Source organism: Amycolatopsis aidingensis, assembly GCF_018885265.1.
Classification (GTDB): Bacteria; Actinomycetota; Actinomycetes; order Mycobacteriales; family Pseudonocardiaceae; genus Amycolatopsis; species Amycolatopsis aidingensis.
Genome location: NZ_CP076538.1, coordinates 5,857,044 through 5,883,502, shown reverse-complemented (window position 1 = coordinate 5,883,502; position 26,459 = coordinate 5,857,044). Strand labels below are relative to the sequence as shown.

The window sequence follows — 26,459 nt, the reverse complement described above, 5'->3', positions numbered from 1 at the left end:
CGGCGGCATGCGCGCCTGTGCCGACCACCCCTTGTTGGCGCTGGGTCACCGGTCGGGGGAGGATCGGGCGATCCGGCACACGAGGAGGAGTCTTGGGCGATCGCGAGAAGGGCGGTTTCTGGGTCGGAGCCGCTGCCGCGTTGTTCTACCCGCTGAGCTGGCTCGGCAAGCGCGTCTACCGGGGCAGCGAGCGGATTCCCCGGCAGGGACCGGCGCTGCTGGTGCTGAACCACGTCTCGCATCTGGACCCCGCGGCCGACGCGGTGTTCGTGCACCGCAACAAGCGCGTTCCCCGGTTCCTCGCCAAGGACAGCGTGGCGCGGGCGCCGATCTTCGGCCGGATCTTCCTCGGCTCCGGCGGCATCCCGGTGTACCGGGGCACCTCCAGCGCGGGCGACAGCCTGCGCGCAGCGCACCAGGCCCTGCGCGAGGGCAAGGTGGTGGTGATCTATCCGGAGGGCACTATCACCAAGGACCCCGCGGGCTGGCCGAAGCACTCCTACACCGGGGTGGCGAGGCTGGCACTGGAGAACGACGTGCCGGTGCTGCCGATCGCCCGCTGGGGCACGCAGGACATCTGGAACGGCTACACCAAGAAGTTCCGCCCGCTGCCCCGCAAGACCGTGGTGCACCTGGTCGGCAACCCGGTGGACCTCGCGGCGCAGCGGCAGCGGCCCGGCTCGAACGCGCTGCTGCGTGAGGTGACCGACCTGCTGATGGACGAGGTGACCGCGCTGCTGGCCGAGATCAGGGCGAGCGGCCACCGCAGCAGCGGTCCGAGCGGATGGACGCGGGCTGATGGCGGGTACCGGGCTGGACATCCGGCGGCCTGCCGTGCTGGGCTCGGGCTCCTGGGGCACGACCTTCGCCAAGGTGCTCGCCGACGCCGGCCGCGAGGTCACCATGTGGGCGCGCCGCGAAGAGGTCGCGCGGGAGATCCGGGAGCGGCGTTCCAATGCGGACTACCTGCCCGGGGTGCGGTTGCCGGAGCGGCTCACCGCCACCGCGGACCCGGCCCGCGCGCTGGACGGTGCCGACGCGGTGGTGCTGGCGGTACCGAGCCAGCGGCTGCGGGACAACCTGGAGGCCTGGCGCGGGTTGCTGCCGCGGGACGTGCCGCTGATCAGCCTGGCCAAGGGCGTCGAGCTGGGCACCTGCAAGCGGATGAGCGAGGTGATCGCCGAGGTCGCCGGGATCCCCGCCGGGCAGGTGGTCGTGGTGTCCGGGCCGAACCTGGCCAGGGAGATCGCCGAGGAACAGCCCGCGGCCGGGGTCATCGCGTGCACCGACCACGACCGGGCGGTAGCGGTCCAGCTGGCCTGCTCCACCGGGTACTTCCGGCCGTACACCAACACCGACGTGGTCGGCTGCGAGCTCGGTGGCGCTTGCAAGAACGTGATCGCGCTGAGCTGCGGGATGGCCGCGGGTATGGGCTTCGGCACGAACACCGCCGCCACCCTGATCACCAGGGGCCTCGCCGAGATGGCCCGGCTGGGCACCAAGCTCGGGGCCGACCCGCTGACCTTCGCCGGCCTGGCCGGGGTGGGGGACCTGGTGGCCACCTGTTCCTCCCCGCTGTCACGGAACCGGACCTTCGGCGAGCGGCTTGGCAGGGGGGAGACGGTCGAACAGGCGCAGCGGGCCGGGGGTGGCCAGGTCGCGGAGGGGGTGATGTCCTGCTCCTCGATCCGGCAGCTCGCCGCCTCGGTCGGCGCGGACATGCCGATCACCGACGCGATGTACCGGGTGTGCCATGAGGGCATGGACCCCGCCCAGGTCGGTGCCGAACTACTGGGCCGCAAGCGCAAACACGAATGGTCCTGACCCGCCCTTCCCCACTCACAGCAAGTCCCATGGGGTGAGAGGAATTGACTGGGCCGGGCCGGCCTGGTTTGGTGTGCGGCGTGTTGACGCCTGGTATGACGCAGCGGCGCGGTCACATCGACCTGCGCCTCGTCGCCAGCGCGCTGTGTCCGTGTCGGTGATCCTCCCGATCCTGCAGATCCGACCTATCCCGACACTTTCCGAGGACACTTCCATGTTCGCCGTTCCGGCAGGCACCGTCGCGGGTGCCGAGAATCCCGTCCTGCGCCACCCGGTCCGGGTCGCGCTCGAGTTCGCCGCCGACCGCGACCGGTGGCGGAACCTGCTCCGCTACGACCCCGACGAGCGTTTCGCCGCGCTGATCACCGCCGACGCGGGGCAGCAGGTATGGCTGCTCAGCTGGCTGCCGGGCCAGGAAACCGACCTGCACGACCACGGCCGCGCCACCGGGGCCTTCACCGTGGTCAATGGCGACCTCGCCGAGACCGTGGCCCGGCGGGCCAGGGACGGCCGGGTGCTGCGCGAGGAGCACGCGCTCACCGCGGGCCAGTCCAGGGTGTTCGGCCCCGGCTACGTGCACCAGGTGCGCAACCTGGGACCGGACCCCGCGGTCAGCATCCACGTCTACCGCTCGGCGGGCCGGACCATGCGCCCGTTCCGGCTGGATCCGCTCAGCGGCCCGGTGCGGGTTTCCGACCGCTGACGTGCGCAGGGACCGGGGTCTCCGCGGCCAGCTCCGGGGCGGGCTCCGGGACGCCGAAGGTGGTGTGCACCGGGAGCACCCCCGCCCAGGCTTCCACTCCGCGGACGTCCTCGGGAGGATCGGCCGGGGCGCCGGAGCGCATCTTCACCGAGGCCTCGCTGAGGTCCAGCGCCAGCACGGTGACCGCGGCGAACTCCTTGGCGTTGACCTCCCTGGCGTGCTCCCATGAGCCGGGGGCGAGGTGGTCGGTCAGCACCCGCAGCCCATGCAGCTTCTCCGCGCGTTCGGTGAGCTCCCGTGGCGTGCCGTAGATCACCGCGCTGCGGTAGTTCATCGAGTGGTTGTTCACCGAGCGGGAGTAGACGATCCCGTCCAGCAGCGTGACCGTGACGCAGACCTCGGTGCCGGCCCCCGCCGCCCGCAGGCTGGCCGCGCCGGTCGAGCCATGCAGGTACAGCGTGTCGCCCGCGCGCCCGTAGCCGGTCGGCAGCACCACCGGCGCGCCGTCGACCACCAGGCCGAGATGGCAGACCAGCGCCTCGTCCAGGATCGCGTGCAGGGCGGCTCGGTCGGTGGCGGCCCGGTCTCGTTTGCGGCCGAGCCGGGTGCGTGCGGTCGAGGACAGCGGGGTGGCGAGCTCGGTCATGAACCTCAGGCTGCCGCCGGTAGTGGCATCATGGAACAGCCACTGTCGTCCGATACCGAAAGGCCAATTGTGTCCGCTGCCACGCGCCGGGCCGGGACACGGGGCGCGGAGACCGCGTTGCCGATGAGCCTGGACCGCGAATCCGAGGTCCCGCTGGCCGTGCAACTCGCCGACGCCCTGCGCGATGCCGCCGCACACGGGCACCTTCGTGGTGGCGACCGGTTGCCCTCCACCCGTGCGCTGGCGGGCAGGCTCGGGGTGAGCCGGACCGTCACCTCGGCGGCCTACGAGCAGCTGCATGCCGAGGGCTGGATCCTCGGCAGGCACGGATCTGGTACCTACGTCACCACCTCGCCGCCCGCGGGCAGGCCCGCGCGCCGCGCCGTGGTGGAACGCGAGGGCACCCCGGCCGGGCTGCTGGACCTCACCCTCGGGGTGCCCTGGGCCGAAGGGCTGGACCGTGCGGCCTGGCGCCGGGCCTGGCGGGCCGCCGCGGACGCGGCCCCGCTGTCCACCGCGCAACGGGCAGGCCTGCCGGAGTACCGGGCCGCGATCGCCGAGCACCTGCTGCGCCACCGCGGGCTGGACGTGGGCACCGAGTCGGTGCTGGCCACCGGCGGCACCACCGCCGCCGTGGTGGAGCTGGCAACGGCCGTGCTGGAGCGCGGCGACCTGGTGGCCGTGGAGGAACCGGGCTACCAGCGTGCGGTGCAGGCGTTCCGGTGCGCGGGACTGCGGGTCGCCCCGGTCGCGGTGGACGAGGAGGGCATCCGCCCCGACTCGGTGCCGCGCGGGGCGCGGGCGGTGTACTGCTCGCCCGCGCACCAGTACCCGATGGGCAGCCGGATGAGCGCGGCGCGCAGGGTGGAGCTGGTGGAGCGGGCACGGGCCGAGGACTTCCTGTTGATCGAGGACGACTACGACGGCGAGCTGCGGTTCGATGTGGCGCCGCTGCCGCTGCTGGCCGCGCTCGCGCCGGACGTTGTGGCCCACCTCGGGACCACCAGCAAGATCCTCACCCCCACGCTCGGGGCGGGCTGGATGGTCGCGCCCGAACCGGTGACCACGACGGTGCTGGAGTACCGCGACCGCACCGGCACCCGGCCGTCGCCCGCGGGCCAGCGGGTGCTGGTCGAGCTGGCCCGTGCCGGTGACCTCGGCAGGCATCTGCGCAGGCTGCGCCGGGAGCTGTCTGAGCGCAGGACGATGCTGGTGGGTGCGCTGCGCGCGGCGGGTGTCCCGGTGCTCGGCGACGACGCGGGCGCGCACCTGGTGGTGCCGCTGGCCTCGGCGGCAACCGAGCGGGAGCGGCTGGCGGCCGGGCGGGCCGATGGCATCGTGCTGGACAGCCTCAGCAGGCACTTCGCCGGCGTACCCGACCGGCACGGGGTCGCGGTGGGGTACGCGGGCTGCTCCGGGGCAGCGTTGCGGGACGCGCTCGGCGTGCTGGTGGGCCTGCTGCGCTGAGCTTGTCCACATAAGCGCCCGGACTTGTCTGCACAAGCGCCCGGTAGGGTGACCGCCCATGAGCGCACGGAAGACACGCGTGGCCGTCGTGTTCGGGGGCCGCAGCACCGAGCACACGATCTCGTGTGTGTCCGCTGGCAGCATCCTGGCCAATCTGGACCCGGACCGCTTCGAGATCATCCCGGTCGGCATCACCCCCTCCGGTGGCTGGGTGCTGGGCAGTTCCGACCCGAAGACACTGGAGATCCACGGCCGCGAGCTGCCCTCGGTGGACGGCGGCACGGCGCTGGTACTGGCTGGCGACCCCACCCAGCGTGACCTGATCAGCCTGGAGCCGGGTGGCGAGGCCGAGGTGCTCGGCAGCGCGGATGTGGTGTTCCCGGTGCTGCACGGCGCCTTCGGCGAGGACGGCACCCTGCAGGGGCTGCTCGAGCTGGCCGAAATCCCATACGTGGGGGCCGGGGTACTGGCCAGCGCGGCCTCGATGGACAAGGAGTACGCGAAGAAACTGCTTGCCGCGGAAGGGCTTCCGGTCGGTACCTACGCGACGATCCGGCGTGGACAGTCCACCCTGGATGCCGCCGAGCGGGATCGCCTCGGGCTTCCCGTGTTCGTCAAACCGGCCCGCGCGGGTTCCTCGGTCGGGATCAGCAAGGTCAGCGACTGGTCCGAGCTGGACGCGGCGATCGCGCTGGCGCGGCAGACCGATCCCAAGGTGCTGGTGGAGGCCGCGGTGGTCGGCCGTGAGGTGGAGTGCGGCGTGCTGGAGTTCCCGGACGGCCGGGTGGAGGCCTCGCTGCCTGCCGAGATCCGGGTGCTGTCCGAGGATCCCTCGGCCTGGTACGACTTCGACGCGAAGTACCTCGGCGAGGAGGCCGAACTGGACATTCCGGCCAAGCTCGACGACGAGGTGACCGAACGGGTGCGGGCGATGGCGGTGCGGGCCTTCGGGGCACTGGACGGCCAGGGGCTGGCGCGGGTGGACTTCTTCGTCGGCGCCGACGGCGGGCTGACCATCAACGAGGTGAACACCATGCCCGGGTTCACCACCACCTCCGCCTACCCGAAGATGTGGGGGGTCACCGGCCTGGACTACCGCACCCTGCTGTCCACCCTGGTGGACACCGCGCTGGCCCGCGGCACCGGCCTGCGCTGACCGCCGCTGTCAGCCGAAGCGGAGGGGGACCTGGGGGAGCGTGCGGTCGACCAGGTCGGAGATCTCCTGTAGCGGGCCGGTGCCCGCCTGCTCCGGCACGGTGAGCGCCACGTACACCTCGCGGTCCACCACGTACCAGGTGGCCGACCCCTGACCCGGCACGTGCAGCCACTGCACCTCGTTGATCACCCGCAGGTTCGAGGTGCGGGTCAGCTCCGGCGGGCGTTCCAGCCCGCAGCGCAGCACCACGGCCTCGTCCGAGCCCCCCGCGCCCCAGGCCGTGGTGGCCTGCGGCGCCGGTTCGGCGAGGTCCCTGCGGGGGAGGGTGTCCCCGGCGGAGGTCAGCGCCCCTGGCGCGGCGCCGATCAGCTTCCCGCAGGCTGGCGAGCCCGCGTCGGGCGCGGGCACCGGCACCAGGGCCAGTGGCCCGGTCGCCGGGTCCGGCTGCTCCGCAGGGTCCTGCTCACCGGGGCCCAGCAGCGCGAACAACGCGACGCCGACGGCCAAGGCCACCGCCAGCACGGTGGCGACGACGATCAGTGCCCTGGGCGGAGCCCCGGATTCGGTATCGGTCACCCGCCCACTACAACATGGCTCACAGATGCACGACCGGGCAGGTCAGCGTGCGGGTGATCCCCTCGACGTTCTGCACCTTCGCCACGACCAGCTGCCCGAGCTCGTCCACGTTGTCCGCCGCGGCGCGCACGATGACGTCGTAGGGGCCGGTGACGTCCTCCGAACTGGTGACGCCGGGAATCCCGGAGATCTCGGCCGCGACGGAAGCCGCCTTGCCGACCTCGGTCTGGATGAGGATGTATGCGTGGACCACGGCGCGCCCCTTCGTCTACATCGATCTTCTCAGTGTTGAATCAAGCCAGCGTTGACTCTGGCAACGTACCCCAGTCCGGCAAACATCGGGCATCCGACTATTGGCGATCGGAGGTGGTGTGGTGTCCGCGGACGGCAGAGCAGGCGAGGACACCGTCGCCGCGCTCGGCGAGTTCGGTCTGATCCGGAAGATGGTGGCGGACCGGGCTCAGCCCGCGACCACCCTGCTCGGGCCCGGCGACGACGCGGCGCTGGTGGCTGCGCCCGATGGTCGCGTCGTCGCGACCACGGATGTGCTGGTCAGCGGCGTGCACTTCCGGCTCGACTGGTCCAGCCCGGAGCAGATCGGCCGCAAGGCCGTTGCGGTGAACCTCGCCGACCTCGCGGCCATGGGCGCCGTACCGACCTCGGCCCTGGTCGGGCTGGCCTGTCCGGGAGACACCCCGGTCTCGCTGCTCACCGGGCTCACCGAGGGCATGTGGGCCGAGGCGAGCAGGGCGCGGGCCGGCCTGGTCGGCGGGGACGTGGTGCGTGCCGACCAGCTCGTGGTGAGCGTCACAGCCCTTGGCGACCTCGGCGGTCGCCCGCCGGTGACCCGATCGGGTGCCCGGCCGGGGGACATTCTCGCCGTGTGCGGGCGGCTCGGCTGGGCCGCGGCCGGTCTGGCCGTGCTCGGCAGGGGCTTCCGCTCCCCGGTCGGCGTGGTGAACGCGCAGCGTGCCCCGGAACCGCCGTACGCGGCAGGCCCGGCCGCAGCGACCGCCGGGGCCACCGCCATGATCGACGTCTCGGACGGGCTGCTCGCCGACCTCGGCCACCTGGCCGAGGCCTCCGGGGTGGGCCTGGACGTGCGCACCGACCGGCTGCGGGTGGACCAGAAACTGGTCGACGTCGGCTCCGCGCTCGGGGCCGACCCGCTGCACTGGGTGCTGACCGGGGGCGAGGACCACGCGCTCGCCGCGACCTTCCCCTCCTTTGCCGACCTGCCCGAGGGCTGGGAGCAGATCGGTACCGTGCTGTTGCCGGACACCGGGGTGACGGTGGACGGCAGCCCCTACGAGCGGGGCGGCGGCTGGGAACACTGGCGCTGAGTTCTGGATATCTTGGATCGGGTGGACATTCGCGTTACCCCTTTCGATCACCCGGACGCCGTCAAGCTGATGGACGAGGTCCAGCAGGAGTACGTGGTGCGCTACGGCGCGCCGGACCTGACCGCCATGCATGCCGAGGAGTTCACCCCGCCGAATGGCCTGTTCCTGGTCGGCTACCTGGACGGGGCGCCGGTGGCGACCGGTGCCTGGCGGGCGCATGACGGTCCGGAGCCGGACTTTCTGCCCGGCGACGTGGAGTTGAAGCGCATGTACGTGACCACCGATGCCAGGGGTCGCGGGTTCGCCCGTGCGATGCTCGCCGAACTGGAGCGCACCGCGGTGGCCGCCGGAAGGCGCCGGGCGGTGCTGGAGACCGGGACCAAGCAACCGGAGGCCATCGCGCTGTACCGCTCCTGTGGTTACACCGACATCCCGAAGTTCGGGTACTACCGCCACTACGCGGAAAGCGTGTGCCTTGCCAGACAACTGGTCCCTGAACAGACCGGGTAAGGTAGCGGATCGTGACCGCGCGACCGCTCCAGGACGTTGTCGAAGCAGGCTGGGCCAAGGCCCTCGAACCGGTGGCGGACCGGATCCGGGAGATGGGGGAATTCCTCCGCGCCGAGATCGCGGCTGGCCGCAGTTACCTGCCTTCCGGGGACAACGTGCTGCGCGCTTTCCAGCAGCCCTTCCACGAGGTGCGGGTGCTGATCGTCGGCCAGGATCCGTACCCGACGCCGGGGCATCCGATCGGGCTGAGCTTCGCGGTGGCCCCCGATGTCCGGCCGTTGCCGAAGAGCCTGATCAACATCTTCGGCGAGTACTGCGACGACCTCGGCCACCCGCAGCCGAGCAACGGCGACCTCACGCCGTGGACAGAGCAGGGGGTGCTGCTGCTGAACCGGGCGCTCACCGTCCGGCCCGGCGCGCCCAACTCGCACCAGGGCAAGGGCTGGGAAGAGGTCACCGACCAGGCGATCCGCGCGCTGGCCGCCAGGGACGAGCCGCTGGTCGCGATCCTGTGGGGCAGCAACGCGCGCAAGCTCAAGCCCCTGCTCGGCCGGGTGCCCTGCGTGGAGTCGGTGCATCCCAGCCCGATGTCGGCGCACAACGGGTTCTTCGGCTCCCGCCCGTTCAGCCGGGCCAACGAGCTGCTGGCACAGCAGGGCGCCGAGCCGGTGAACTGGAAGCTGCCCTAAGGCCCCGGCGGAGCCCCACTCCGGGCACAAAAAATACTGTGAGTGGCTTGTTCACTGCATTTTCGCAGTGAACAAGCCACTCACAGCAGAGAACTGGGGGGCGGCGTCAGCCGCGGGTGACTTTGCCTGCCTTGATGCAGGAGGTGCACACGTTCATCCGCTTCCGCTGGGAAAGCCCGATCTTGGCGTGCACGGTCTGGATGTTCGGGTTCCACCGGCGGTTGGTACGCCGGTGAGAGTGCGAGACCGCCTTGCCGAAGCCCGGCCCCTTGCCACAGACGTCGCACACGGCAGCCACGTCGAACACTCCTCGAAAATCAGGGGACTTGAAGCAAGCCCAGCCAGTACTGGACAACTCGAATAGGGTAGCCGGTCCGATCCCGGCCGGGCGCACGGGGTCGATACGCTCGCCAGGAACCGGTGAACGAGGGAAGGATACCTGGTGCGAGCCCTGGACGCGGCGGCCGTGACGGCCTGGGCCGCGGCATGCGTGCGCAGCCTCGAGGCCCTGCGGGCGGACATCGACGGGATCAACGTCTACCCGGTCGCCGACTCCGACACCGGCTCCAACCTGCTGCACACCCTCACCGGTGCCCGCGACGCGCTGGCGGCCCACGGGGAACCGGCGGGGGCAGGCGAGGCGCTGGCCGTGCTGGCCCGCGGCGCGGTACGCGCGGCCCGCGGCAACTCGGGTGTGATCGTCTCCCAGGTGCTGCGCGGGCTGGCCGAATCGGCGGCGGGCCGGACCGAGCTCGACGGGCAGGCCCTGGCCGCGGCGCTGCTCGCGGCGGACCGCACCGCCACCGAGGCCGTGGCGCACCCGGTGGCGGGCACCATGCTCACCGTGCTGCACACGGCCGTGGCCCCGCTGGGCGCGGACCGGCACCGCTCGGCCGCGGAGGTGGCCTGCGCCGTGGCCACGGCGGCTGCCGAGGCACTGGACGAGACCCCGCACCAACTGCCCGCGCTGGCGACGGCGGGGGTGGTGGACGCGGGCGGCCGTGGCCTGGTCGCCGTGCTCGATGCGCTGGTGACGGTGGTCACCGGCACGCAGGTGGATGCGCCCCGGCGTCTCGGCGCCGCGGTCGCGCGGCAGCCCGCGCCGCCCACGGTGTCCGCCTGGGAGGTCATGTACCTGCTGGACGAGGCCGAGCCTGCCCGGCTGCCCGAACTGCGCACGGCACTCAGTGAGCTCGGCGACAGCGTGACCGTCGCGGGGGACGGCTCTGGCAGCCACGCCGTGCACGTGCACTGCGCCGATATCGGCGCCGCGATCGAGGCCGGGCTCGCGGTGGGCAGGCCGCACCAGATCCGGGTGGAGCCACTGCTGACGGCCCCGCAGGAGGCCGAGGCGCCGCCTCCGGCCCGCTCCGTCCTGCCGGTGGTGCACGGCACGGGGCTCGCGGAGCTGGTCACCGGGGAGGGCCAGCCCGTGCTGCGGGTGCCGGAGGGTTCGGTCCCGACCGTGGCGGAGCTGCTCGGCAGCATCACCGGTACCGGGGCCGCGCATGTCACCGTGCTGCCCGCGGACGCCGGGCTGACCGCAGCCGTGGACAAGATCGCGGGCCACCCGATGCTGGACGGCCTCGAGGTGGTGGTCGTGCCCTGCGGCTCGCCGGTGCAGGTGCTGGCCGCGCTCGCCGTGCACGATCCGGCGCGGCGGACCAACGACGACGTGGTCGCCATGGCCGAGGCCGCGGCGGCGACCCGGCGCGGCGAGCTGCTGGTCGCCCGCGAGGAGGCGATCACCTGGGTGGGCCGCGCGCATGCGGGCGACCTGGTCGGCCTGGTGGACGGTGAGGTCGTGCTGATCGAGCCCGAGCCGGACGGACCGCGCATCCTGGCGGCCGCGCTGACCGTGCTGGAGCGGATGCTCGCCGCGGGCGGCGAGTTGGTGACCGTGCTGACCGGCGCCGGTGCGCCGGACGGTATCGGCGACACGCTGGCCGACCGGCTGCGCGCCGAGCGGCCGGAGGTGGAACTGTCGTGCTATCCCGGTGGTCAGGAATCAGCCGTGCTGCTGATCGGGGTGGAGTGAGTAATGAGCCAGTTACGTGACCCGCTGGGACCCTTCCTCGGCGACAAGACGGCCAAGGCACTGGCCAGCGGGCTGAACCTGCACACCGTCGGCGACCTGTTGCGGCACTACCCGCGCCGGTACGCCGAGCGGGGCGAGCTGACCGATATCGCCGGTCTCGAGGTCGGCGAGCACGCCACGGTGATGGCCAGGGTGGAGAACACGAGCAAGCGCAGGATGAAGTCGCGCAACGGCACGGTGCTCGAGGTGACCATCACCGACGGCAAGCGGAAGCTGTCCTGCGCGTTCTTCAACCAGGCCTGGCGGGACCGGGAGCTGCGTCCCGGGCGCACCGGCCTGTTCGCGGGCAAGGTCACCGAGTTCCGGCGGACACTGCAGCTGACGCATCCCGAGTACCAGCTGCTCGACGCGCTCGACTACGAGACCTCGACCGTGGACGACTTCGTCGGGCGGATCATCCCGGTATACCCGGCGGCGGAGGGGCTCGCGTCCTGGGTGATCACCAGGGCGGTGCGGCAGGTGCTGGACACCTTCGATCCGGACGAGGATCCGATGCCTGCCGAGCTGCTAGCCCGCTACGGCCTCACCGACCTGCGCTCCGCGCTGGAGAACATCCACCGGCCGCCGAACCGCGACGCCGTCGAGATCGCGCAGCACAGGCTGAAGTGGGACGAGGCGATGGCGGTGCAGCTGATCTTCGCGCAGCGCCGCTACTCGGCGGTGTCCCGGCCCGCGCCCGCGTGCCCGCGCAAGCCGGATGGGCTGGCCGCGGAGTTCGACGGCAGGCTTCCCTTCGACCTCACCGAGGGACAGCGCGAGGTCGGCGAGCGGATCGCCGGGGATCTCGCCGGGGAGCACCCGATGAACCGGTTGCTGCAGGGCGAGGTCGGCAGCGGTAAGACGGTGGTGGCGCTGCGGGCGATGCTGCAGGTGGTGGACGCGGGCAGGCAGGCGGCCATGCTGGCGCCGACCGAAGTGCTCGCCGCGCAGCACGCCCGGTCGTTGCGCGAACTGCTCGGCGATCTGGCCCAGGGCGGGGAGCTCGGTGGCGCGGAGAACGCGACCAGGGTGGCCCTGCTCACCGGCTCGATGCCGGCGAAGGAACGCAAACAGGCGCTGCTGGACGTGGCCAGCGGTGCGGCGGGGATCGTGGTCGGCACGCATGCCCTGATCCAGGACACGGTGTCCTTCGCGGACCTCGGTCTGGTGGTGGTGGACGAGCAGCACCGGTTCGGCGTCGAGCAGCGGGACGCGCTGCGTTCCCGCGGTACGGACTTCACCAGCCCGCATGTGCTGGTGATGACCGCCACCCCGATCCCCCGCACGGTGGCCATGACGGTGTACGGCGACCTGGAAATCTCCTCCCTGCGCGAGCTGCCTGCGGGGCGTTCGCCGATCTCCACTTCGATGGTGCCGGTGGCGGAGAAACCGGCCTGGCTGGACCGGGCCTGGCAGCGGGTCGTCGAGGAGGTCGGTAAGGGGCATCAGGCCTATGTGGTCTGCCCGCGGATCGGCGACGAACCGCCTGCGGACAAGGGGGAGAAGCGGCCCGCGTTGGCCGTGCTGGACCTGGCGCCGGAGCTGGCGGAGGGGCCGCTCCATGGCCTGCGGGTCGGTGCCCTGCACGGCAGGATGCCCAGCGAGGAGAAGGACGAGGTGATGCGTTCCTTCGCCGCGGGCACCCTGGATGTGCTGGTGGCCACGACGGTGATCGAGGTCGGCGTGAACGTGCCGAACGCGACCGTGATGGTGATCATGGACGCGGAACGGTTCGGGGTGAGCCAGCTGCACCAGCTGCGTGGCCGGGTCGGCCGGGGGCAGGTGCCCGGGCTGTGCCTGCTGGTCACCGAGGCACTGGAGGGGACCACCACCAGGGAACGGCTCGCCGCCGTTGAGTCCACGGTGGACGGCTTCGAACTGTCCCGGATGGACCTCGAGCTGCGCAAGGAGGGGGACATCCTGGGTTCGGCGCAGTCCGGGAAGCGGTCCGGGCTGAAACTGTTGTCCCTGCTGCGGGACGAGGAGACGATCGCCGAGGCGCGGGAGCGGGCGCAGGAGATCGTGGGCGACGACCCCTCGCTCGGCGCGCACCTCGGCCTGGCACACCTGGTGTCCGAACTGGTCGACGCGGACAGCGCCGAGTACCTGGAGAAGACCTAGCAAGGCGGGGTTCAGCGGGGTTCGGGCGGGCAGGACAGGTCACGGCCGGGTAGTGGACCACCGATCAGGTAGCCGGTCCCGATGTCGCGGGCGCAGGTGTTCGCCGACCACAGGTACGCTCCGTGGCCCCCGGCTTCCACGGTGACCAACTGAGCCCTTTCCCCGAAGCTGGCACGCAGTTCCCTGGCGTTGGTGAGTGGTGTGGCATGGTCCCGCGTGTTGTTCATGATCAGGATGTTCCGCGGGCCCTCCGGGTCGGCACGTACCCGTTCGTCCACTTCGTACGGCCAGAAAGCGCAGGCCCAGATGTTCGAACCGGTCCCAGCGGTGAGCGGGTACCGGGCGGCGTCGAGCCAGGCCTGGAACCGGTACACCGCGGTCGAGCGGGGCCATTGCCCGTCACCACAGGTGACCCCGAGCAGCGAGGCGGCCCTGCGTCCGGTGGGATCGGCACGCCCGGCGCCGAACCGCCCTGCCAGCCGCACGGCGGTCTCGGCATCCCCGCTCGCGACCGCCCTGCCGAGCTCTTCCAGCAGCGGGAAGTTCTCGTCCTCGTACAGTGCGGAGTAGATGGCGAACCGGAATCGTCCTCCGCCGAGCACGCCATCCGGCGCCGTCAGCGGTTCCCGGCCGAGCCGTTCGGCGAGCGACACGTAGTGGTCATACGCGCCGTCGTCCCCCACGTACTCGGCGAAGTCCTGGAACCTCCGATCCGTGGCCGGGCCGATGCTGCGCTGCCAGTGTCCGCGCCACATGCGCCCGGCGGAGGCGACGCTCTCCAGCAGCACCCGGTCGGTATGCTCGCCGAACAGTGAGGCGTACGCGGTGCCGAGGTAACTGCCGTAGGAGATGCCGAGGTAGCTGATCCGTTCCGCACCCAGGGCCTGCCGCATCAGGTCCATGTCCCGTGCCACGTAGGCGGTACCCATATGAGCCAGCAACGGCCCGCCCTGCCGGACGCAGGTATCGGCGACCTGGCGCGCGACGCGCACGCTCTCGTCGAACCCACCCTGGCGCGGCCACGGGATGAGCTGCTGCTGGTCCGCGGGAAGCTCGCAGGACACCGGCGAGCTGTGGCCGAAGCCGCGCTGGTCGAAGCTGACCACGTCGTACGCGTCGGTCACGGCCTCCGGTGCCAGCGTGCTGAACCAGGCCGCGGATCCCAGGTGTGTTCCCGGCCCGCCGAGGTTGGTGACCAGCACTCCCCGGCGTGCCTCCGGGTCCGCCGCGCGCACACGGGACACGGCCATGTCGATGGTCCCGGCGCTCGGATCGTGGTAGTCCACAGGGACCGGTAGCGTCGTGCATTCCGCGCCGGAGTCACCGGCGTCGAAGGGGCACGGGCCCCAGTCCAGTTCGTCGTCCGCCGCAGCGGCGGAGGGCGCGATGAGCCCGGCGGCGACCATCGTGATCGCCGCCAGGGTTCTGGCTGCTGTCTGCATGCGCCGGAACCTATCGACGGGCCGCCGGCGCGGGCATCGGGCACGATCCCGGAGTTCGGCACTTAGGGGTCGGTGCCCCGATCGGTGGACGCCGCGTGTTGCCGCGGTGCACGGCAGGAGGTAAGCCAGGGCCATGGCAACTCTTCGAACCCGGTCGGCGGTCGCGGCGGCGGCCACGGTGCTGGCCGTCTGCGCCCTGGCCGCTCCGGCCGCGGCAGAGCCAGGCGAACAGGTCGACCCGCCGAGCTGGGGCCTGGACCGGGTCGACCAGCGTGACGGCGGTGACCAGCTGGACCAGCTCTACCGGTACGAAACCACCGCCGCGGACGTGACGGCCTACGTGATCGACACCGGAGTGGACGGCACGCATCCGGACTTCGGCGGGCGGGTGTGGCCCGGCAGGGACTTCGTGGACGACGACGAGCACGCCACCGATCGCAACGGACATGGGACCCAGTTGGCCGGGGTCATCGCGGGTGAGCGGTACGGGATCGCCAAGCAGGCGCGGGTGATGCCGGTCCGGGTACTGGACGCGCAGGGCGGGGGCAGCGCGGCCACCATCCTGGCCGGGATCGAGTGGGTGCTGGAGAACGCGAAGCAGCCCGCGGTGGCGGTGCTCGGTATCGGCGGGCCGCCGAACGAGGTGGTGGACGAGGCGGTGCGCAGGCTCACCGAGGTGATGCCGGTCGCGGTGCCTGCCGGCGGATCGGGCTCCGACGCCGGGGAGTTCTCTCCCGGCAGGGTGCCGGAGGTTCTCACGGTCGCCGCCGCGAACCAGTCCGACGAGGCCGCCCCGAAGTCCAACTCCGGCGCCGCGGTCGATCTGTACGCCCCCGGCGTGGACATCCTGGCACCAGCCACTGGCGGTAAGGACGCCCGGCGCAGCGGGACCTCGATGGCCGCCGCGCATGTGGCGGGCGCCGCCGCGCTGTACCGCGCGCGGCACCCGGACACCCCCGCATCCGAGGTCAGCGCGGCACTGGTGGCGAACGCGACCGAAGGAGCGCTGTCCGGGGTTCCGGAGGGCACGGCGAACCGGCTGCTCTACACCCTGACTCCGGAGACACCCGACCAGAACGCCGGCACCGCTGAGGAATGAGGGCAGAAACACTTCCGATACGCCTCGTTACCTCATTCGGGTGATCTCGCTCGAACGTGTTTCCGTAACTATACGGAACCGTGTCCGGTCGTGACCTGCTTTCGTTCGAAATAGGCCGTTCGGAGGTTCCCGGCAGGTTCGGCGGATGCGAACGTGCACGCTGACCTCGTTGGTTGGCGTGTTCGGGGACGCGCTTGTTGTTGGGGGGACCGCATGTCGCGTTCTCGTTGGTACCGCCGTGCTTGCGTGCGCGTGCTCGCGGCGTGCGTCGGTGCGACGTTCGCCGCCGTTCCACTCGTTCCGGCACAAGCGGCACCTTCGGCGGTGCATGGAGAAGCCGCGGCCTCGAAGGAGGCTCGTGAGCATGGCCAACCAATACGAGTGGCCGACCGGGTTACCGAGACCGAAGAGGTGGTCGCCAACCCGGACGGGACGTTCACCTGGACGCAGAGTCGGCACCCGGTGCGAGTTCGGCAGGGTGGTCAGTGGCGGCCGACGGACCTGACCCTCGCCCATCGCCCGGACGGTTCGATCGGTCCGGTAGCCGCCTCGGTCGATCTCCGGCTGTCCCGGGGCGGTGCCGACATGCCGCTGGTCGTCGCAGCCAAGCAAGGGCACGAGGTCGGCTTGCGCTGGGCGGACGCACTGCCCGAACCGGTGCTGGACGGTCCGTCCGCGACATACCCCGGCGTGCTGCCGGAGGTGGACCTGGTGGTCACTGCCCTGCCGACCGGATTCAGCCAGGTCCTCGTAGTCAAACGCCCGAGGCGGCGCGAAACCCGAAGCTGGAGCGAATCGCCTTCGGCGCGCACCTCCGGGACGCCTCGATGAATGCCCACCGGAATGCCGGGGCCCGGGATTTTCGCACCACCGACGCCGGCGACGGGCTCGATGTGCTGGACGCCGATGGCGACCTGCTGTTCCGCGGTGACGCATCGCGGATGTGGGACTCCTCCGGTGCCGGCAGCTACGCCGACCGGGTGAGGGGTCCGGCTGGAGGTCGGAAGGCCGCGATGGGCGTCGAGGTCGGCCAGGACACGATCACGATAGCGCCGGACCGGGAGTTCCTCACGGATGCACGGACGAGTTATCCGGTATTCCTCGACCCGAGCTACCACTGGGCCGGTTCGAAGAATCACCACGTCGTCGTACAAAGTGCCTGGCCGGACGCGCGCAATTACGACAGGACGGACGGCGATCTCGGCGACCTCAAGGCAGGCGTGTCGAACTACCCGAAAACGTCGACCTCCAGGTCGTATCTGGAAATGAATATGCTGGGGGTCCGGGGTAAGAAGATCCATTCGGCGACCCTGCGTACCCGCGTTATTCACTCCTACGCCTGCAACGGTGATCCGACCGAGCTGTGGCTGACCCATCCCATCGGCCCCGGCACTACCTGGCACAACCAGCCGGGATGGGTTCGTAGGCTCGACACCACGAGCGTGTCCAACAACGTCAAGTACTGTCCCAGCCACGGCGGTGCGGACTTCTCGGTGACCAATGCTGTGGCGCAGGGTGCGCGAGAGTACTGGCCGGCGATTACCGTCATGCTCAAGGCCAGCAACGCCGACTTGGAGACATGGCGCCGGTTCGACCTGAACCCGGTACTGGAGGTGCGGTACAACTCGTACCCGAACGCCCCCGATTCCCTTGGCATGGAAGGCGGCCTGCTGCCCTGTGCGCGAGGTGACGCTCGACCGTATGTCGGCGTGCGCGATCCCCAGCTCCGCGCCAGGGTCACCGATCCGGACGGTGGTTCGTTGACCGGCCGGTTCGCCCTGCATCGCGGCCCGGCCGGAGACGGTGCGCTGGTCGGCAACTACAGCGCGACCGGTGTGCCCTCGGGCTCGTTCGCACAGGTCGACGTTCCGGAAAGCGCGCTGTCCGAGCAGGAAACGTACAACTGGTCGGTGCACTCATCCGATGGTGAACTGAGCTCGAACTGGGTAGGCAACTGTGAGTTCACAGTGGACCGAACCCCACCGGGGCTCCCCGCGGTGACCTCGACGGACTACCCGTTCGATACGCCCTCGGGTGGTCTCGGCCAGACCGGGACCTTCAGCTTCGACGCGGCAGGCACCTCAGATGTGCAGTACTACCTGTACTCGTTCACCGAGGAGCAGACCGACGATCCGCAGAACCGGGTGGATGCCAACGGACTCGGTGGCGGCGCGTCAATCGAGTGGACCCCCACGTTGGATGGGCCGCAGACGCTTTTCCTCCGGTCGGTCGACCGGGCGGGAAACCGGTCGGAGATCTACCGGTACCGGGTGTTCGTCAAGGCCGACGACCCGCTGAAGCCCGGTCTGACCAGCCATTGGGCCCTGGACGGTGATCTCGCTGACGGGACAGGGAACGGCCACGCCCTCACCGCGGCCGGTGCGGCCACCGTCGACGAGGCGGGGTACCGGGGGCAGGCGGTGCTACTGGACGGGGTCGACGACCGGCTGCACAGCCAGGGTCCGGTGGTGGACACCTCGGGCAGTTTTTCGGTTTCGGCCTGGGCGAAGCTGGACGCGATCGGCCGCTGGCCCGCGGTGGCCTCGCAGGATGGTGCGCGGGTGAGCGCCTTCCAGTTGCAGGCCACTCCGGAAGGCGAGTGGGGTTTCGCCATGTTCCCAGAGGACGTTGATGGGGGCGGCACCGGACACGTACGGGTGCGGTCGCCCGAACCGGTCGAGGTCGGGGTCTGGACGCATCTTCTGGCCGTCTACGACGACGGCGCGGACAAGCTGCGGCTGTACGTGGACGGTGTGCTCGCCGGGGAGACCCCCTACTCGAGTGGGTGGAATGCGACCGGTGACTTCCAGATCGGCGGGGCGAAATGGAGCGGCCAGCGCGTGGACGCCTTCCCCGGCATGGTGGACGACGTCCGGGTTTACCAGCGCGTCGTTGTCGACAGCGAGGCCGCTTTGCTGGCCAATCAGCCGGTCGTCCGGGCGTACTACGCGCTGGATGAAGGTGCCGGGACGACAACCCGGGACGAGGTCACCGCGCGGAACGCGACGCTCGAGGGCACGGCGTCGTGGGATACCGGGGAGTTCACGAGTGTCCGGGTGATCGGTGGCGCCGAGCCGGGTACCGGGCTCGTCCGTGCCCCACGCCCGGCGATCCGCACGGACCGCTCGTACACCGTGGCCGCCTGGGTCCGGCTCGACGAGCTCATTGGCAACCACACCGCGGTGAGCGTGTTCGGTGACACCGCGTCTCCGTTCTGGCTCCAGTACCGCCCGGACAACAACAAGTGGAACTTCGGGCTCACCGGCACTGCCGCTCAGGAGGGTGCATGGCTGGCTACCAGTGCCGGTGATGCGGTAGCCGGTGAATGGACCCATCTCACCGGAGTCTACGACGCGGTGGCCGACGAGGCCCGGATCTACGTCAACGGCCAGCTGTCCGGGGTCACCCCGGGGGCGCAGAGCTGGAACGGCAATGGAGATCTGCTGCTCGGACGTGGGCGCTGGGACGGGCGCGACGTCGACCCGTGGAACGGGCTGGTAGACGAGGTGAAGGTGTACTCCGGAGTACCGACCGATCAGGAGATCGGCCAGTTGGCGGTGCGGTTCTGAGCCTGTTTCCGGTCATGGGCGGCCGGTTCGCCTGGTTCATTCCAGCTTCGTGATGAGAAAGGTGTTCATCGTGCGGGTGCGACGGCTGTACCGAGCCGGGATGATCATGACGCTGTGCGTTGTGCTTGGCGGATCGTTGGCGCCTGCGGTCGCCGCACCACCGGGAACGGATACCGTGGCAAAGCTGCCCGCACTGCAGCAGGAGAAGTCCGTTCCGGGCGGTCCCGTGCCGGTACGCGATCTGCCGGAGAGCCAGACCGAGCAGCGGGCAGGCCGCGCCCTGCCGGAGCCGGCCTGGCCCGCCGCGGCGCGGGCCGAGGTGGAGCTGCCCGTGCGGACCCTGCGTGCGCAACGGGACACCGATGTGCACGGGGCAGGCGCGAGTGTCGACTATCGCCAGGCAGGGCAGCTGCCGGTGGAAGTGGGGCGGATCCCGGGAGAGGCGGCCGAGCAGAGCCGGACCGCGGCCGTTCCGGTCGAGGACCGCGTGCGCGTAGAGACGTTCGGCCAGGACGCTTCGGCCGAGCTGGGACTGGCGGGTACCCTGCTCCGCGTCACCGATGTCGGCGAGGCGCGTGCCGGCGAGCTGGCGGTACGAATCGACTACTCCGGATTCGAGCACGCCTACGGTGGTGACTACGGCGCCCGGCTACGCCTCGTACGCTACCCGGACTGCGCGGTGACCACCCCGGAGCGGCCCGAGTGCCGGAAGCCGACCCCAGTGCGTACGGACAACAACCAGGGGGCCAGGTACGTCGCGGCCGAGGTCCCGCTGGTTCAGGAGAAACAGACGAGGGCCACGGACGCATCCGCCCCCGCGACCATGTTGCTGGCCGTGGCCGCCGACCCGAGCGGGCCGGGGGGCACTTTCACCGCCACCAAGCTGTCTCCGACGGGCTCGTGGTCGGCAGGCGGGTCGAGCGGCGCCTTCAGCTACTCCCACCCGTTCGACTTGCCGCCGTCGCCGTCCGGGGACGTACCGAGCCTGGCGCTGGGCTACTCGTCCAGCTCGCTCGACGGTCGCACGAGCACGACGAACAACCAGGCCTCGGTGGTCGGCGACGGCTGGGAGCTGAACGGAGGCGGATACATCGAACGCCGCTACCGGCCCTGCTCCGAGGACCTCGGCGGGAACCAGGGGCAGACCGAGACCGGCGACCGGTGCTGGGCAGGCGACAACGCCACGATGGTGCTCGGTGGAACATCGACCGAACTGGTCCGGGACCAGGCGACCGGCACCTGGCGCCCGGAGAACGACGACGGTTCCCGGATCGAGCGGCTGACCGGGGCACACAACGGAGACGACAACGGCGAGCACTGGAAGGTCACGTCGACGGACGGAACCCAGTACTTCCTCGGCGTGAACCGGTTGCCCGGCTGGAGCGCGGGCAAGCCGGAGACCCACTCGACCTGGTCGGCACCCGTGTTCGGCAACCACGCCGGAGAACCCTGCCACCAGGCGACCTTCGCCGCGTCCTGGTGCCAGCAGGCCTGGCGGTGGAACCTCGACTACAGCGTCGACCCACAGGGCAACGTGGTCACCTACTACTACGGTGCGGAGACCAATCACTACGGGCGCAACAAGACGGCGGACGCCGGGACGTCGTACACCCGTGGTGGCTATCTCGAGCGAGTCGAGTACGGCCTGCGCAGCGACGATCTGTACGGGACGGCCGCGGCCCGTGTTCTGTTCGGCATGAGCGAGCGGTGCCTGTCGGACGGCGAGATCACCTGCGCCCCTGAGCAGCTCGGCAAGGACACCGCGAAATCGTGGCCGGATGTTCCGTTCGACCAGATCTGCGATTCCGGTAAGAGCTGTGACGGCCGGTACGCCCCCACGTTCTTCAGTCGCAAGCGACTGACCAAGGTCACCACGCAGATCAAGTCCGGTCCCGGTTGGCAGGCCGTCAACTCATGGTCACTGCGGCACCAGTTCCCGGAATCCCGCGACGGATCCGCACCCGCGCTGTGGCTGGCCGGCATCACGCACACCGGGAAGGTGGGGGGTAGCGCGTCCACTCCGGAACTCACCTTCGGCGGGCTCGCCCTGCAGAACCGCGTGAACGCGGATGAGGACCTTCCGTCGATCACTCGCTACCGGATCGTCGGCATCCGCAACGAGACCGGTGGCTACACCCAGGTCACCTACTCCGAACCGGACTGCCGCCGCGGGGAGCGAATGCCTGCGAACCCGGAGTCCAACACCATGCGGTGCTACCCGACCTGGTGGACCCCGGAGTACGCGCCGGAGCCGATCCTGGACTGGTTCCACAGGTACGTCGTCACCCAGGTGGTCGTCGACGATCGCACCGGCGGGTCAGCGCAGATGAGCACCGCCTACGAATACCTCGGCGGTGCCGCGTGGCACTTCGACGACAATGATCTCGCCAAGCCTGAGCATCGAACCTGGTCCCAGTGGCGTGGTTACTCCAAGGTCCGCACCATCACCGGCAAGCCGGGCACGACCCAGTCGGTGAGTGAGACGCTGTACCTGCGCGGTATGGACGGCGATCGGTTGCCCGGCGGCGGTAAGCGCGACGTGTGGGTCACCGACTCCGAAGGCGGGCGCGTCGAGGATCACGACCGGCTGGCCGGGTTCGCGCGGGAGACCCGGCAGTTCGACGGGGACACCGTGCTCTCGGCTTCGGTGAACGATCCCTGGCTACGCGGCCCGACCGCCAGCCGCGGTGACGATAGTGCCTTCTTGCTGGACAAGGCCGCCGTGCGCGGCCGGACCCTGCTCCCGGACGGCAGCTGGCGCCGGACCGAGGTCACCCGCATGTTCAACGACCAAGGGCTGATCACGCAGGTCGACGACGCCGGGGACCTCGCGGTCAAGGGTGACGAGACGTGCACCCGGACCACCTACGCGCGCAGCACGACGAAGTGGATGCTCACCTCCGTCTCGCGGGAACGCAAGACCGCCCTTCCCTGCGCGGACGGCGAGGGCTCGAACGCCGACGTGATCAGCGACGTCCGCACCAGCTACGACGGCAAGCCGCATGGTGAGCCGCCGACCAGGGGCGAACCCACCCTGGTCGAACGCTGGGACGGCACCGGCTATCAGCTGGTCACCCGCACTTCCTATGACGCGTACGGCCGGACGGTCGAACGTACCGACGGCGCGGGAGCGAAGGCGTCCATCGAGTACAGCCCGGCCACCGGACCGGCCACCAAGGTGACCACGACCAACGCGCTCGGACACGTGTCGGTTGACGAACTGGCACCCGAATGGGGCAGTCCGGTTGCGGAGGTCGGTCCCAACGGGGAACGCACCGACGCCGAGTACGACCCGCTCGGGCGGCTCACCAAGGTCTGGTTCCCTGGACAGTCCAAAGCAGCCGGGGACAAGCCCAGCGTCGAGTACGGCTACGCCTACCGCACCGATGCGCCCACGGTGGTGACCACGAAGTCGCTGCGCGACGACGACGGCTACAACGTGTCCTACGACCTCTACGACGGGCTGTTACGGGAGCGCCAGACCCAGATCCCGGCCTCCGGTGGTGGCCGGGTGCTCACCGACACCTGGTACGACTCCCGGGGTTTGCAGGCCAAGACCAACGCCGCGTACTACAACAAGCAGCCACCAGCGGACACGCTGCACGGGGTGCTGGACAACCCGGTGCCGAACCAGACCATCACCCGGTTCGATGCGCTCCAGCAGCCGATCGCGGTGACTTACTACAAACTGGACAAGAAGCAGTGGGAAACCCGGACGGTCCACGAGGGTGACCGCAAACACGTCACTCCTCCCACCGGGGACACGCCCACCACGGTCATCACCAACGCGCAGGGACAGGTCGTCGAGCGGCGGCAGTACCACGGGGACAAACCGGAAGGGGACTATGACGCCACCCGGTACACCTACAACCGCAAGGGCCGGCTGGAGTCGCTGACCGACCCGAGCGGGAACACCTGGCGTTACGAGTACGACGTCCTCGGACGCAAGGTCAAGGACATCGATCCCGACCGCGGTACGACCACGTACACCTACGACAACCTCGACCGGATGGCGTCCACCACGGACTCCAGGGGACGAACACTCACCTATACCTACGATCAGCTTGGTCGTAAGACCGGGATGTTCGAAGGCGGCGAGACCGGCACCAAGCTGGCCGAGTGGACCTACGACACCCTGAAGAAGGGGTTGCCGACCGCGTCGACCCGGTTCGTCGACGGTCAGGCGTACACGCGCGCGGTCGGTTGGTACGACGACCAGAACCGGGTCACGAAATCGCAGGTGACCATTCCCGAGCGCGAGGGTGAGCTCGCGGGCACCTACACGTTCCGGGCCGGCTACACGCCGAACACCGGCCGGGTGTCCTCGACCACCATGCCGGCCGCGGGTGGTCTGCCAGCCGAGAACATCTACCACAAGTACAACGAGTTGGGCCTGCCGACAAAGACGTACGGGATCGACGTGTACGCGCAGGAACATCTCTACTCGCCGTACGGCGAGACCCTGCGCGTCAGCCTGGGCTCGGGCGCGAAGCAGACCTGGATCACCAACAACTACGAGGAAGGCACGCGGCGTCTTGCCGAGACGATCCTGGACCGCAACACCGACACCGGGCAACGGATCGCCGACCGGAGCTACTCCTATGACCCGGCAGGCAACATCACCCGGATCGCCGACCAGCCGACGGGCGGGCCGTCGGACGTACAGTGCTTCCGCTACGACTACCTGCGCCGTCTGACCGAGGCGTTCACCCCGTCCTCGGGAGACTGCGCGGCCGACCCGACCGTGCCAGGACTGGGTGGTGCGGCCCCGTACTGGCAGGAGTTCGGTTACGACAAGGCGGGCAACCGCGTCACGCAGACCAAGCACACGGCCGAGGGTGATGTCGATCTTGCCTTCGACTATCCCGCGGCCGGGCAGGAGCAGCCGCATACGCTTCGCGCGGTCACCAGGACCGGGCCGGACGGTACGGCGCGGGACGAGTTCGGCTATGACTCCACCGGTAACACCACCTCCCGGACGATCGGTGGCGACACGCAGACGTTGGAGTGGGATGCCGAGGGCAAGTTGGCCAAGGTCAACCACGCCGACGGTCAGGTCAGCTCGTATATCTACGACGCGGCAGGCGACCGGCTGATCAAGCGCGAGCCGAACAAGGTCGTGCTGTACCTGCCGGGGATGGAACTGGCGCTGAACACCGGGAACGGGGAGGTCACCGGCGAACGGTTCTACGAGCATGGGGACGCCACGGTCGCGGTGCGCTCCTCCGTCGGCGGGGTGACGATGCTGATGGGCGACCACCAGGGCACCGGCACCGCGCGGGTGGCCGCCACGGACGGCCTGCCGGTCACCCGCCGCTACTTCGACCCGTTCGGCAATCCGCGTGGCGAGGAGCCGGAGTCGTGGCCGGGTGACCAGGGCTTCGTCGGTGGGGTGGACGACGCCACCGGCCTGACCCACGTCGGCGCGCGCGAGTACGACCCGGGTACCGGCCGCTTCATCTCGGCGGACCCGCTGATGGACTTGACCGATCCGCAGCAGATCAACGGGTACGCATACGCCAGCAACAGCCCGGTGACCTTCTCCGACCCGACCGGCCTGATGATGGGCGCGGCATGCGGGCCGGACGGGATCCTCTGCGGCAGCGGCGAGGCCATGCGCGACCCGAACTACATCAACAATCGCACCTACTGGATGCGCAAACGCGGTTACAGCGAGTCGATGGTTCGCAGCTTCCAGCGCATCGAGGGCAGGAACCAGCGGTGGCGGGCCCAGCAGCGGCGGATCTACGCGCAGCGGCGGCAGGCCGAGGCGCAGGCCCTGCGCGAGATGAAGATCAGCCAGGAGGAGTACAAGCGGCTGCGCGCCGAGGCGGCTTCGAAGAAGACCTGGTGGGACCACGCCGTCGAGCAGGTCCCGGAACTCGCGGCGGACCTGGTCGGTCTGACGGATGTCAAGGACTGCTTCGAGGGCGGTGGTCTCGGTTCGTGCGTATCGGCGCTGGTGGGCGCCTTACCGATCGGCAAGATCTTCAAGGCACTGAAGAACGCGGGCAAGCTGGTCGCTGCGGTGATCGACGGGTTCCGGTGGGAGCGCCGGGTGGCTGCCGCGCGGGCTCGGCTTGCGGCGGTGGGGGCGGCGGCGAAGCGGATCTTCAAGAGATCCGGGTGTAACAGTTTCGCGGCGGGAACCTTGGTGGTGATGGCCGACGGTAGTCGGCGGGCGATTGAGGATGTGCGGCTGGGGGATGAGGTGCTGGCCGCTGATCCGGTGTCGGGGGAGTCCGGTCCGCGGGAGGTCGTGGCGACGATCGTCGGTCGGGGTGCGAAGGACCTGGTCGAGTTGACGGTGGCTGGTGAGCGTCCTGGGGTGGAGTTGCCGGGTACGGTGGTGGCTACGGAGGGTCATCCGTTCTGGGTGCCGGAGTTGCGGGAGTGGGTGCCTGCGGCGAGTGTGGAGCCGGGTACGTGGTTGCGGACGGGTTCGGGTTCGTGGGTGCAGGTGCTCGGGGTCCGTTCCTGGACCGCGGTTGGGCCGGTGTACAACCTCACCGTCAGCGGTATTCACACCTACCACGTGGCCGCAGGCAACACCGAGATACTCAACCACAACTGCCCGGCAGGGCGTGGTGGCAGGAAAGCGCGGATTGATCCCCAGGCGGAGGGGTCACATACTGTGATCAAGCGCAATGCTGATGATGAGATTACCGGGTACACGACCTATAAAGAGAACCCTGCGAACCCAAATGGATTTGATATTGAGAAGCGGGTCGACGTCGTTGGTGGTCCACATGTGAACAAGAAGACTCTGGAGTCAGTTCCAACGCCCCACGTTCAAGGGCCAGGTATCCCTGGTGGGGTTCGTCCGGCCGAGCCGTGGGAGGTTCCGGGTGGCTGAGACCAATATTGAATTTCTGCAGCGGTGGTACCGAAGTTGGTGTGATCAAGATTGGGAGCATCAGTATGGTGTAAAAATAGAAACCATCGACAACCCGGGATGGCTGATAAGGATTGACCTGGAAGACACCAATTTTCAGGGTGTCTCCATGGATCTTTGTTCCGTCGACCGGGATGAATTTGACTGGATGACATGGCGCTCGGATGGTCGTGTTTTTGAGGTGGCGTGTGGGCCCGGCAACCTGGACGAGGCGCTTGGCAAGTTTCGTGAATTTGTTGATGTCAGCGAATGAGTGTTAAGAGCATGAGTGTGTTGTTGGCCACGTTCCCTTTGGTGGGTTCTTGGCGGCGCACTCATCGTTTGGGTGGAAGATCCACTGTC

General features: G+C 69.8%; 19 protein-coding genes and 1 pseudogene. 15 read left to right on the top strand and 5 right to left on the bottom strand.

Going from position 1 to position 26,459, the window contains the following annotated elements; genetic code table 11:
• Positions 1 to 92: 92 nt before the first annotated feature.
• The 3 genes and pseudogenes from KOI47_RS26780 to KOI47_RS26770 all read left to right on the top strand — a co-directional run.
• Positions 93 to 752: pseudogene (locus tag KOI47_RS26780) on the top strand (lysophospholipid acyltransferase family protein); the annotation flags it as partial.
• Between the two features lie 46 nt (positions 753 to 798).
• Positions 799 to 1,824 carry an NAD(P)H-dependent glycerol-3-phosphate dehydrogenase gene (locus KOI47_RS26775; RefSeq protein WP_216209037.1) on the top strand — a complete coding sequence of 342 codons (1,026 nt, stop codon included), beginning with the start codon at positions 799 to 801 and terminating at the stop codon, positions 1,822 to 1,824.
• A gap of 214 nt (positions 1,825 to 2,038) precedes the next feature.
• Entirely contained in the window at positions 2,039 to 2,527 is a 489-nt protein-coding gene (locus KOI47_RS26770; protein WP_216209034.1) for a cysteine dioxygenase, read from the top strand.
• Here KOI47_RS26770 and KOI47_RS26765 read toward each other — a convergent pair.
• The gene (locus tag KOI47_RS26765) at positions 2,496 to 3,173 is read right to left on the bottom strand and encodes a pyridoxamine 5'-phosphate oxidase family protein (protein WP_216209031.1); all 678 of its coding nucleotides are present in this window, start codon (positions 3,171 to 3,173) and stop codon (positions 2,496 to 2,498) included. The genes KOI47_RS26770 and KOI47_RS26765 overlap by 32 nt on opposite strands.
• Positions 3,174 to 3,296: 123 nt before the next feature.
• Here KOI47_RS26765 and pdxR point away from each other — a divergent pair, with 123 nt between their 5' ends.
• Together pdxR and KOI47_RS26755 are read left to right on the top strand one after the other, a co-directional pair.
• Positions 3,297 to 4,640 carry a MocR-like pyridoxine biosynthesis transcription factor PdxR gene (gene pdxR, locus KOI47_RS26760; RefSeq protein WP_232376924.1) on the top strand — a complete coding sequence of 448 codons (1,344 nt, stop codon included), beginning with the start codon at positions 3,297 to 3,299 and terminating at the stop codon, positions 4,638 to 4,640.
• 58 nt (positions 4,641 to 4,698) lie between these two features.
• On the top strand, positions 4,699 to 5,796 hold the full coding sequence (locus KOI47_RS26755; RefSeq protein WP_216209026.1) for a D-alanine--D-alanine ligase family protein: 1,098 nt from the start codon (positions 4,699 to 4,701) through the stop codon (positions 5,794 to 5,796).
• 9 nt (positions 5,797 to 5,805) lie between these two features.
• Here the strand turns inward: KOI47_RS26755 and KOI47_RS26750 are convergent, their stop codons facing one another.
• Both KOI47_RS26750 and KOI47_RS26745 read right to left on the bottom strand, forming a co-directional pair.
• The gene (locus KOI47_RS26750) at positions 5,806 to 6,372 is read right to left on the bottom strand and encodes a DUF3515 domain-containing protein (protein WP_216209024.1); all 567 of its coding nucleotides are present in this window, start codon (positions 6,370 to 6,372) and stop codon (positions 5,806 to 5,808) included.
• Between the two features lie 19 nt (positions 6,373 to 6,391).
• Positions 6,392 to 6,625: an Lrp/AsnC family transcriptional regulator gene (locus KOI47_RS26745; RefSeq protein WP_141997341.1), complete on the bottom strand. Its 234-nt coding sequence runs from the start codon at positions 6,623 to 6,625 to the stop codon at positions 6,392 to 6,394.
• 121 nt (positions 6,626 to 6,746) lie between these two features.
• Here KOI47_RS26745 and KOI47_RS26740 point away from each other — a divergent pair, with 121 nt between their 5' ends.
• Genes KOI47_RS26740 through KOI47_RS26730 form a run of 3 tightly spaced genes read left to right on the top strand, consistent with a single transcriptional unit; the run spans position 6,747 to position 8,914 of the window.
• Positions 6,747 to 7,715, top strand: a complete 969-nt coding sequence (locus tag KOI47_RS26740) for a thiamine-phosphate kinase (RefSeq protein ID WP_269756658.1) — start codon at positions 6,747 to 6,749, stop codon at positions 7,713 to 7,715.
• Positions 7,716 to 7,736: 21 nt separating this feature from the next.
• Positions 7,737 to 8,225: a GNAT family N-acetyltransferase gene (locus KOI47_RS26735; protein ID WP_216209021.1), complete on the top strand. Its 489-nt coding sequence runs from the start codon at positions 7,737 to 7,739 to the stop codon at positions 8,223 to 8,225.
• 11 nt (positions 8,226 to 8,236) lie between these two features.
• The gene (locus tag KOI47_RS26730; RefSeq protein ID WP_216209020.1) at positions 8,237 to 8,914 is read left to right on the top strand and encodes a uracil-DNA glycosylase; all 678 of its coding nucleotides are present in this window, start codon (positions 8,237 to 8,239) and stop codon (positions 8,912 to 8,914) included.
• Between the two features lie 106 nt (positions 8,915 to 9,020).
• Here KOI47_RS26730 and rpmB read toward each other — a convergent pair whose 3' ends face one another.
• Positions 9,021 to 9,212, bottom strand: a complete 192-nt coding sequence (gene rpmB / locus KOI47_RS26725; protein ID WP_141997333.1) for a 50S ribosomal protein L28 — start codon at positions 9,210 to 9,212, stop codon at positions 9,021 to 9,023.
• Between the two features lie 144 nt (positions 9,213 to 9,356).
• Here rpmB and KOI47_RS26720 point away from each other — a divergent pair, with 144 nt between their 5' ends.
• Both KOI47_RS26720 and recG read left to right on the top strand, forming a co-directional pair.
• Positions 9,357 to 10,952, top strand: a complete 1,596-nt coding sequence (locus tag KOI47_RS26720; protein WP_216209018.1) for a DAK2 domain-containing protein — start codon at positions 9,357 to 9,359, stop codon at positions 10,950 to 10,952.
• Between the two features lie 3 nt (positions 10,953 to 10,955).
• Entirely contained in the window at positions 10,956 to 13,112 is a 2,157-nt protein-coding gene (gene recG, locus KOI47_RS26715; protein WP_216209015.1) for an ATP-dependent DNA helicase RecG, read from the top strand.
• An 11-nt stretch (positions 13,113 to 13,123) separates the two neighbouring features.
• On the opposite strand, the gene KOI47_RS26710 is transcribed toward recG, so the two are convergent.
• Positions 13,124 to 14,554 carry an alpha/beta fold hydrolase gene (locus KOI47_RS26710; RefSeq protein WP_216209012.1) on the bottom strand — a complete coding sequence of 477 codons (1,431 nt, stop codon included), beginning with the start codon at positions 14,552 to 14,554 and terminating at the stop codon, positions 13,124 to 13,126.
• Between the two features lie 133 nt (positions 14,555 to 14,687).
• On the opposite strand from KOI47_RS26710, the gene KOI47_RS26705 reads away from it, so the two are divergent.
• From KOI47_RS26705 to KOI47_RS26690, 5 genes are all read left to right on the top strand, one after another.
• Positions 14,688 to 15,653 carry a S8 family peptidase gene (locus tag KOI47_RS26705; protein WP_216209009.1) on the top strand — a complete coding sequence of 322 codons (966 nt, stop codon included), beginning with the start codon at positions 14,688 to 14,690 and terminating at the stop codon, positions 15,651 to 15,653.
• A gap of 381 nt (positions 15,654 to 16,034) precedes the next feature.
• On the top strand, positions 16,035 to 16,484 hold the full coding sequence (locus KOI47_RS35905) for a hypothetical protein (protein ID WP_232376270.1): 450 nt from the start codon (positions 16,035 to 16,037) through the stop codon (positions 16,482 to 16,484).
• A complete protein-coding gene (locus tag KOI47_RS26700) occupies positions 16,481 to 19,222 on the top strand; it encodes a LamG-like jellyroll fold domain-containing protein (protein ID WP_232376269.1) in 2,742 nt (913 codons plus the stop codon). Before KOI47_RS35905 ends, KOI47_RS26700 begins: the two co-directional genes overlap by 4 nt.
• A gap of 70 nt (positions 19,223 to 19,292) precedes the next feature.
• On the top strand, positions 19,293 to 26,078 hold the full coding sequence (locus KOI47_RS26695; protein WP_216209006.1) for an RHS repeat-associated core domain-containing protein: 6,786 nt from the start codon (positions 19,293 to 19,295) through the stop codon (positions 26,076 to 26,078).
• Positions 26,071 to 26,370 (top strand): immunity 53 family protein, encoded by a 300-nt coding sequence (locus tag KOI47_RS26690; protein ID WP_216209003.1) that lies wholly within the window; start codon positions 26,071 to 26,073, stop codon positions 26,368 to 26,370. The genes KOI47_RS26695 and KOI47_RS26690 overlap by 8 nt, the downstream gene beginning before the upstream one ends.
• Positions 26,371 to 26,459: the final 89 nt, after the last annotated feature.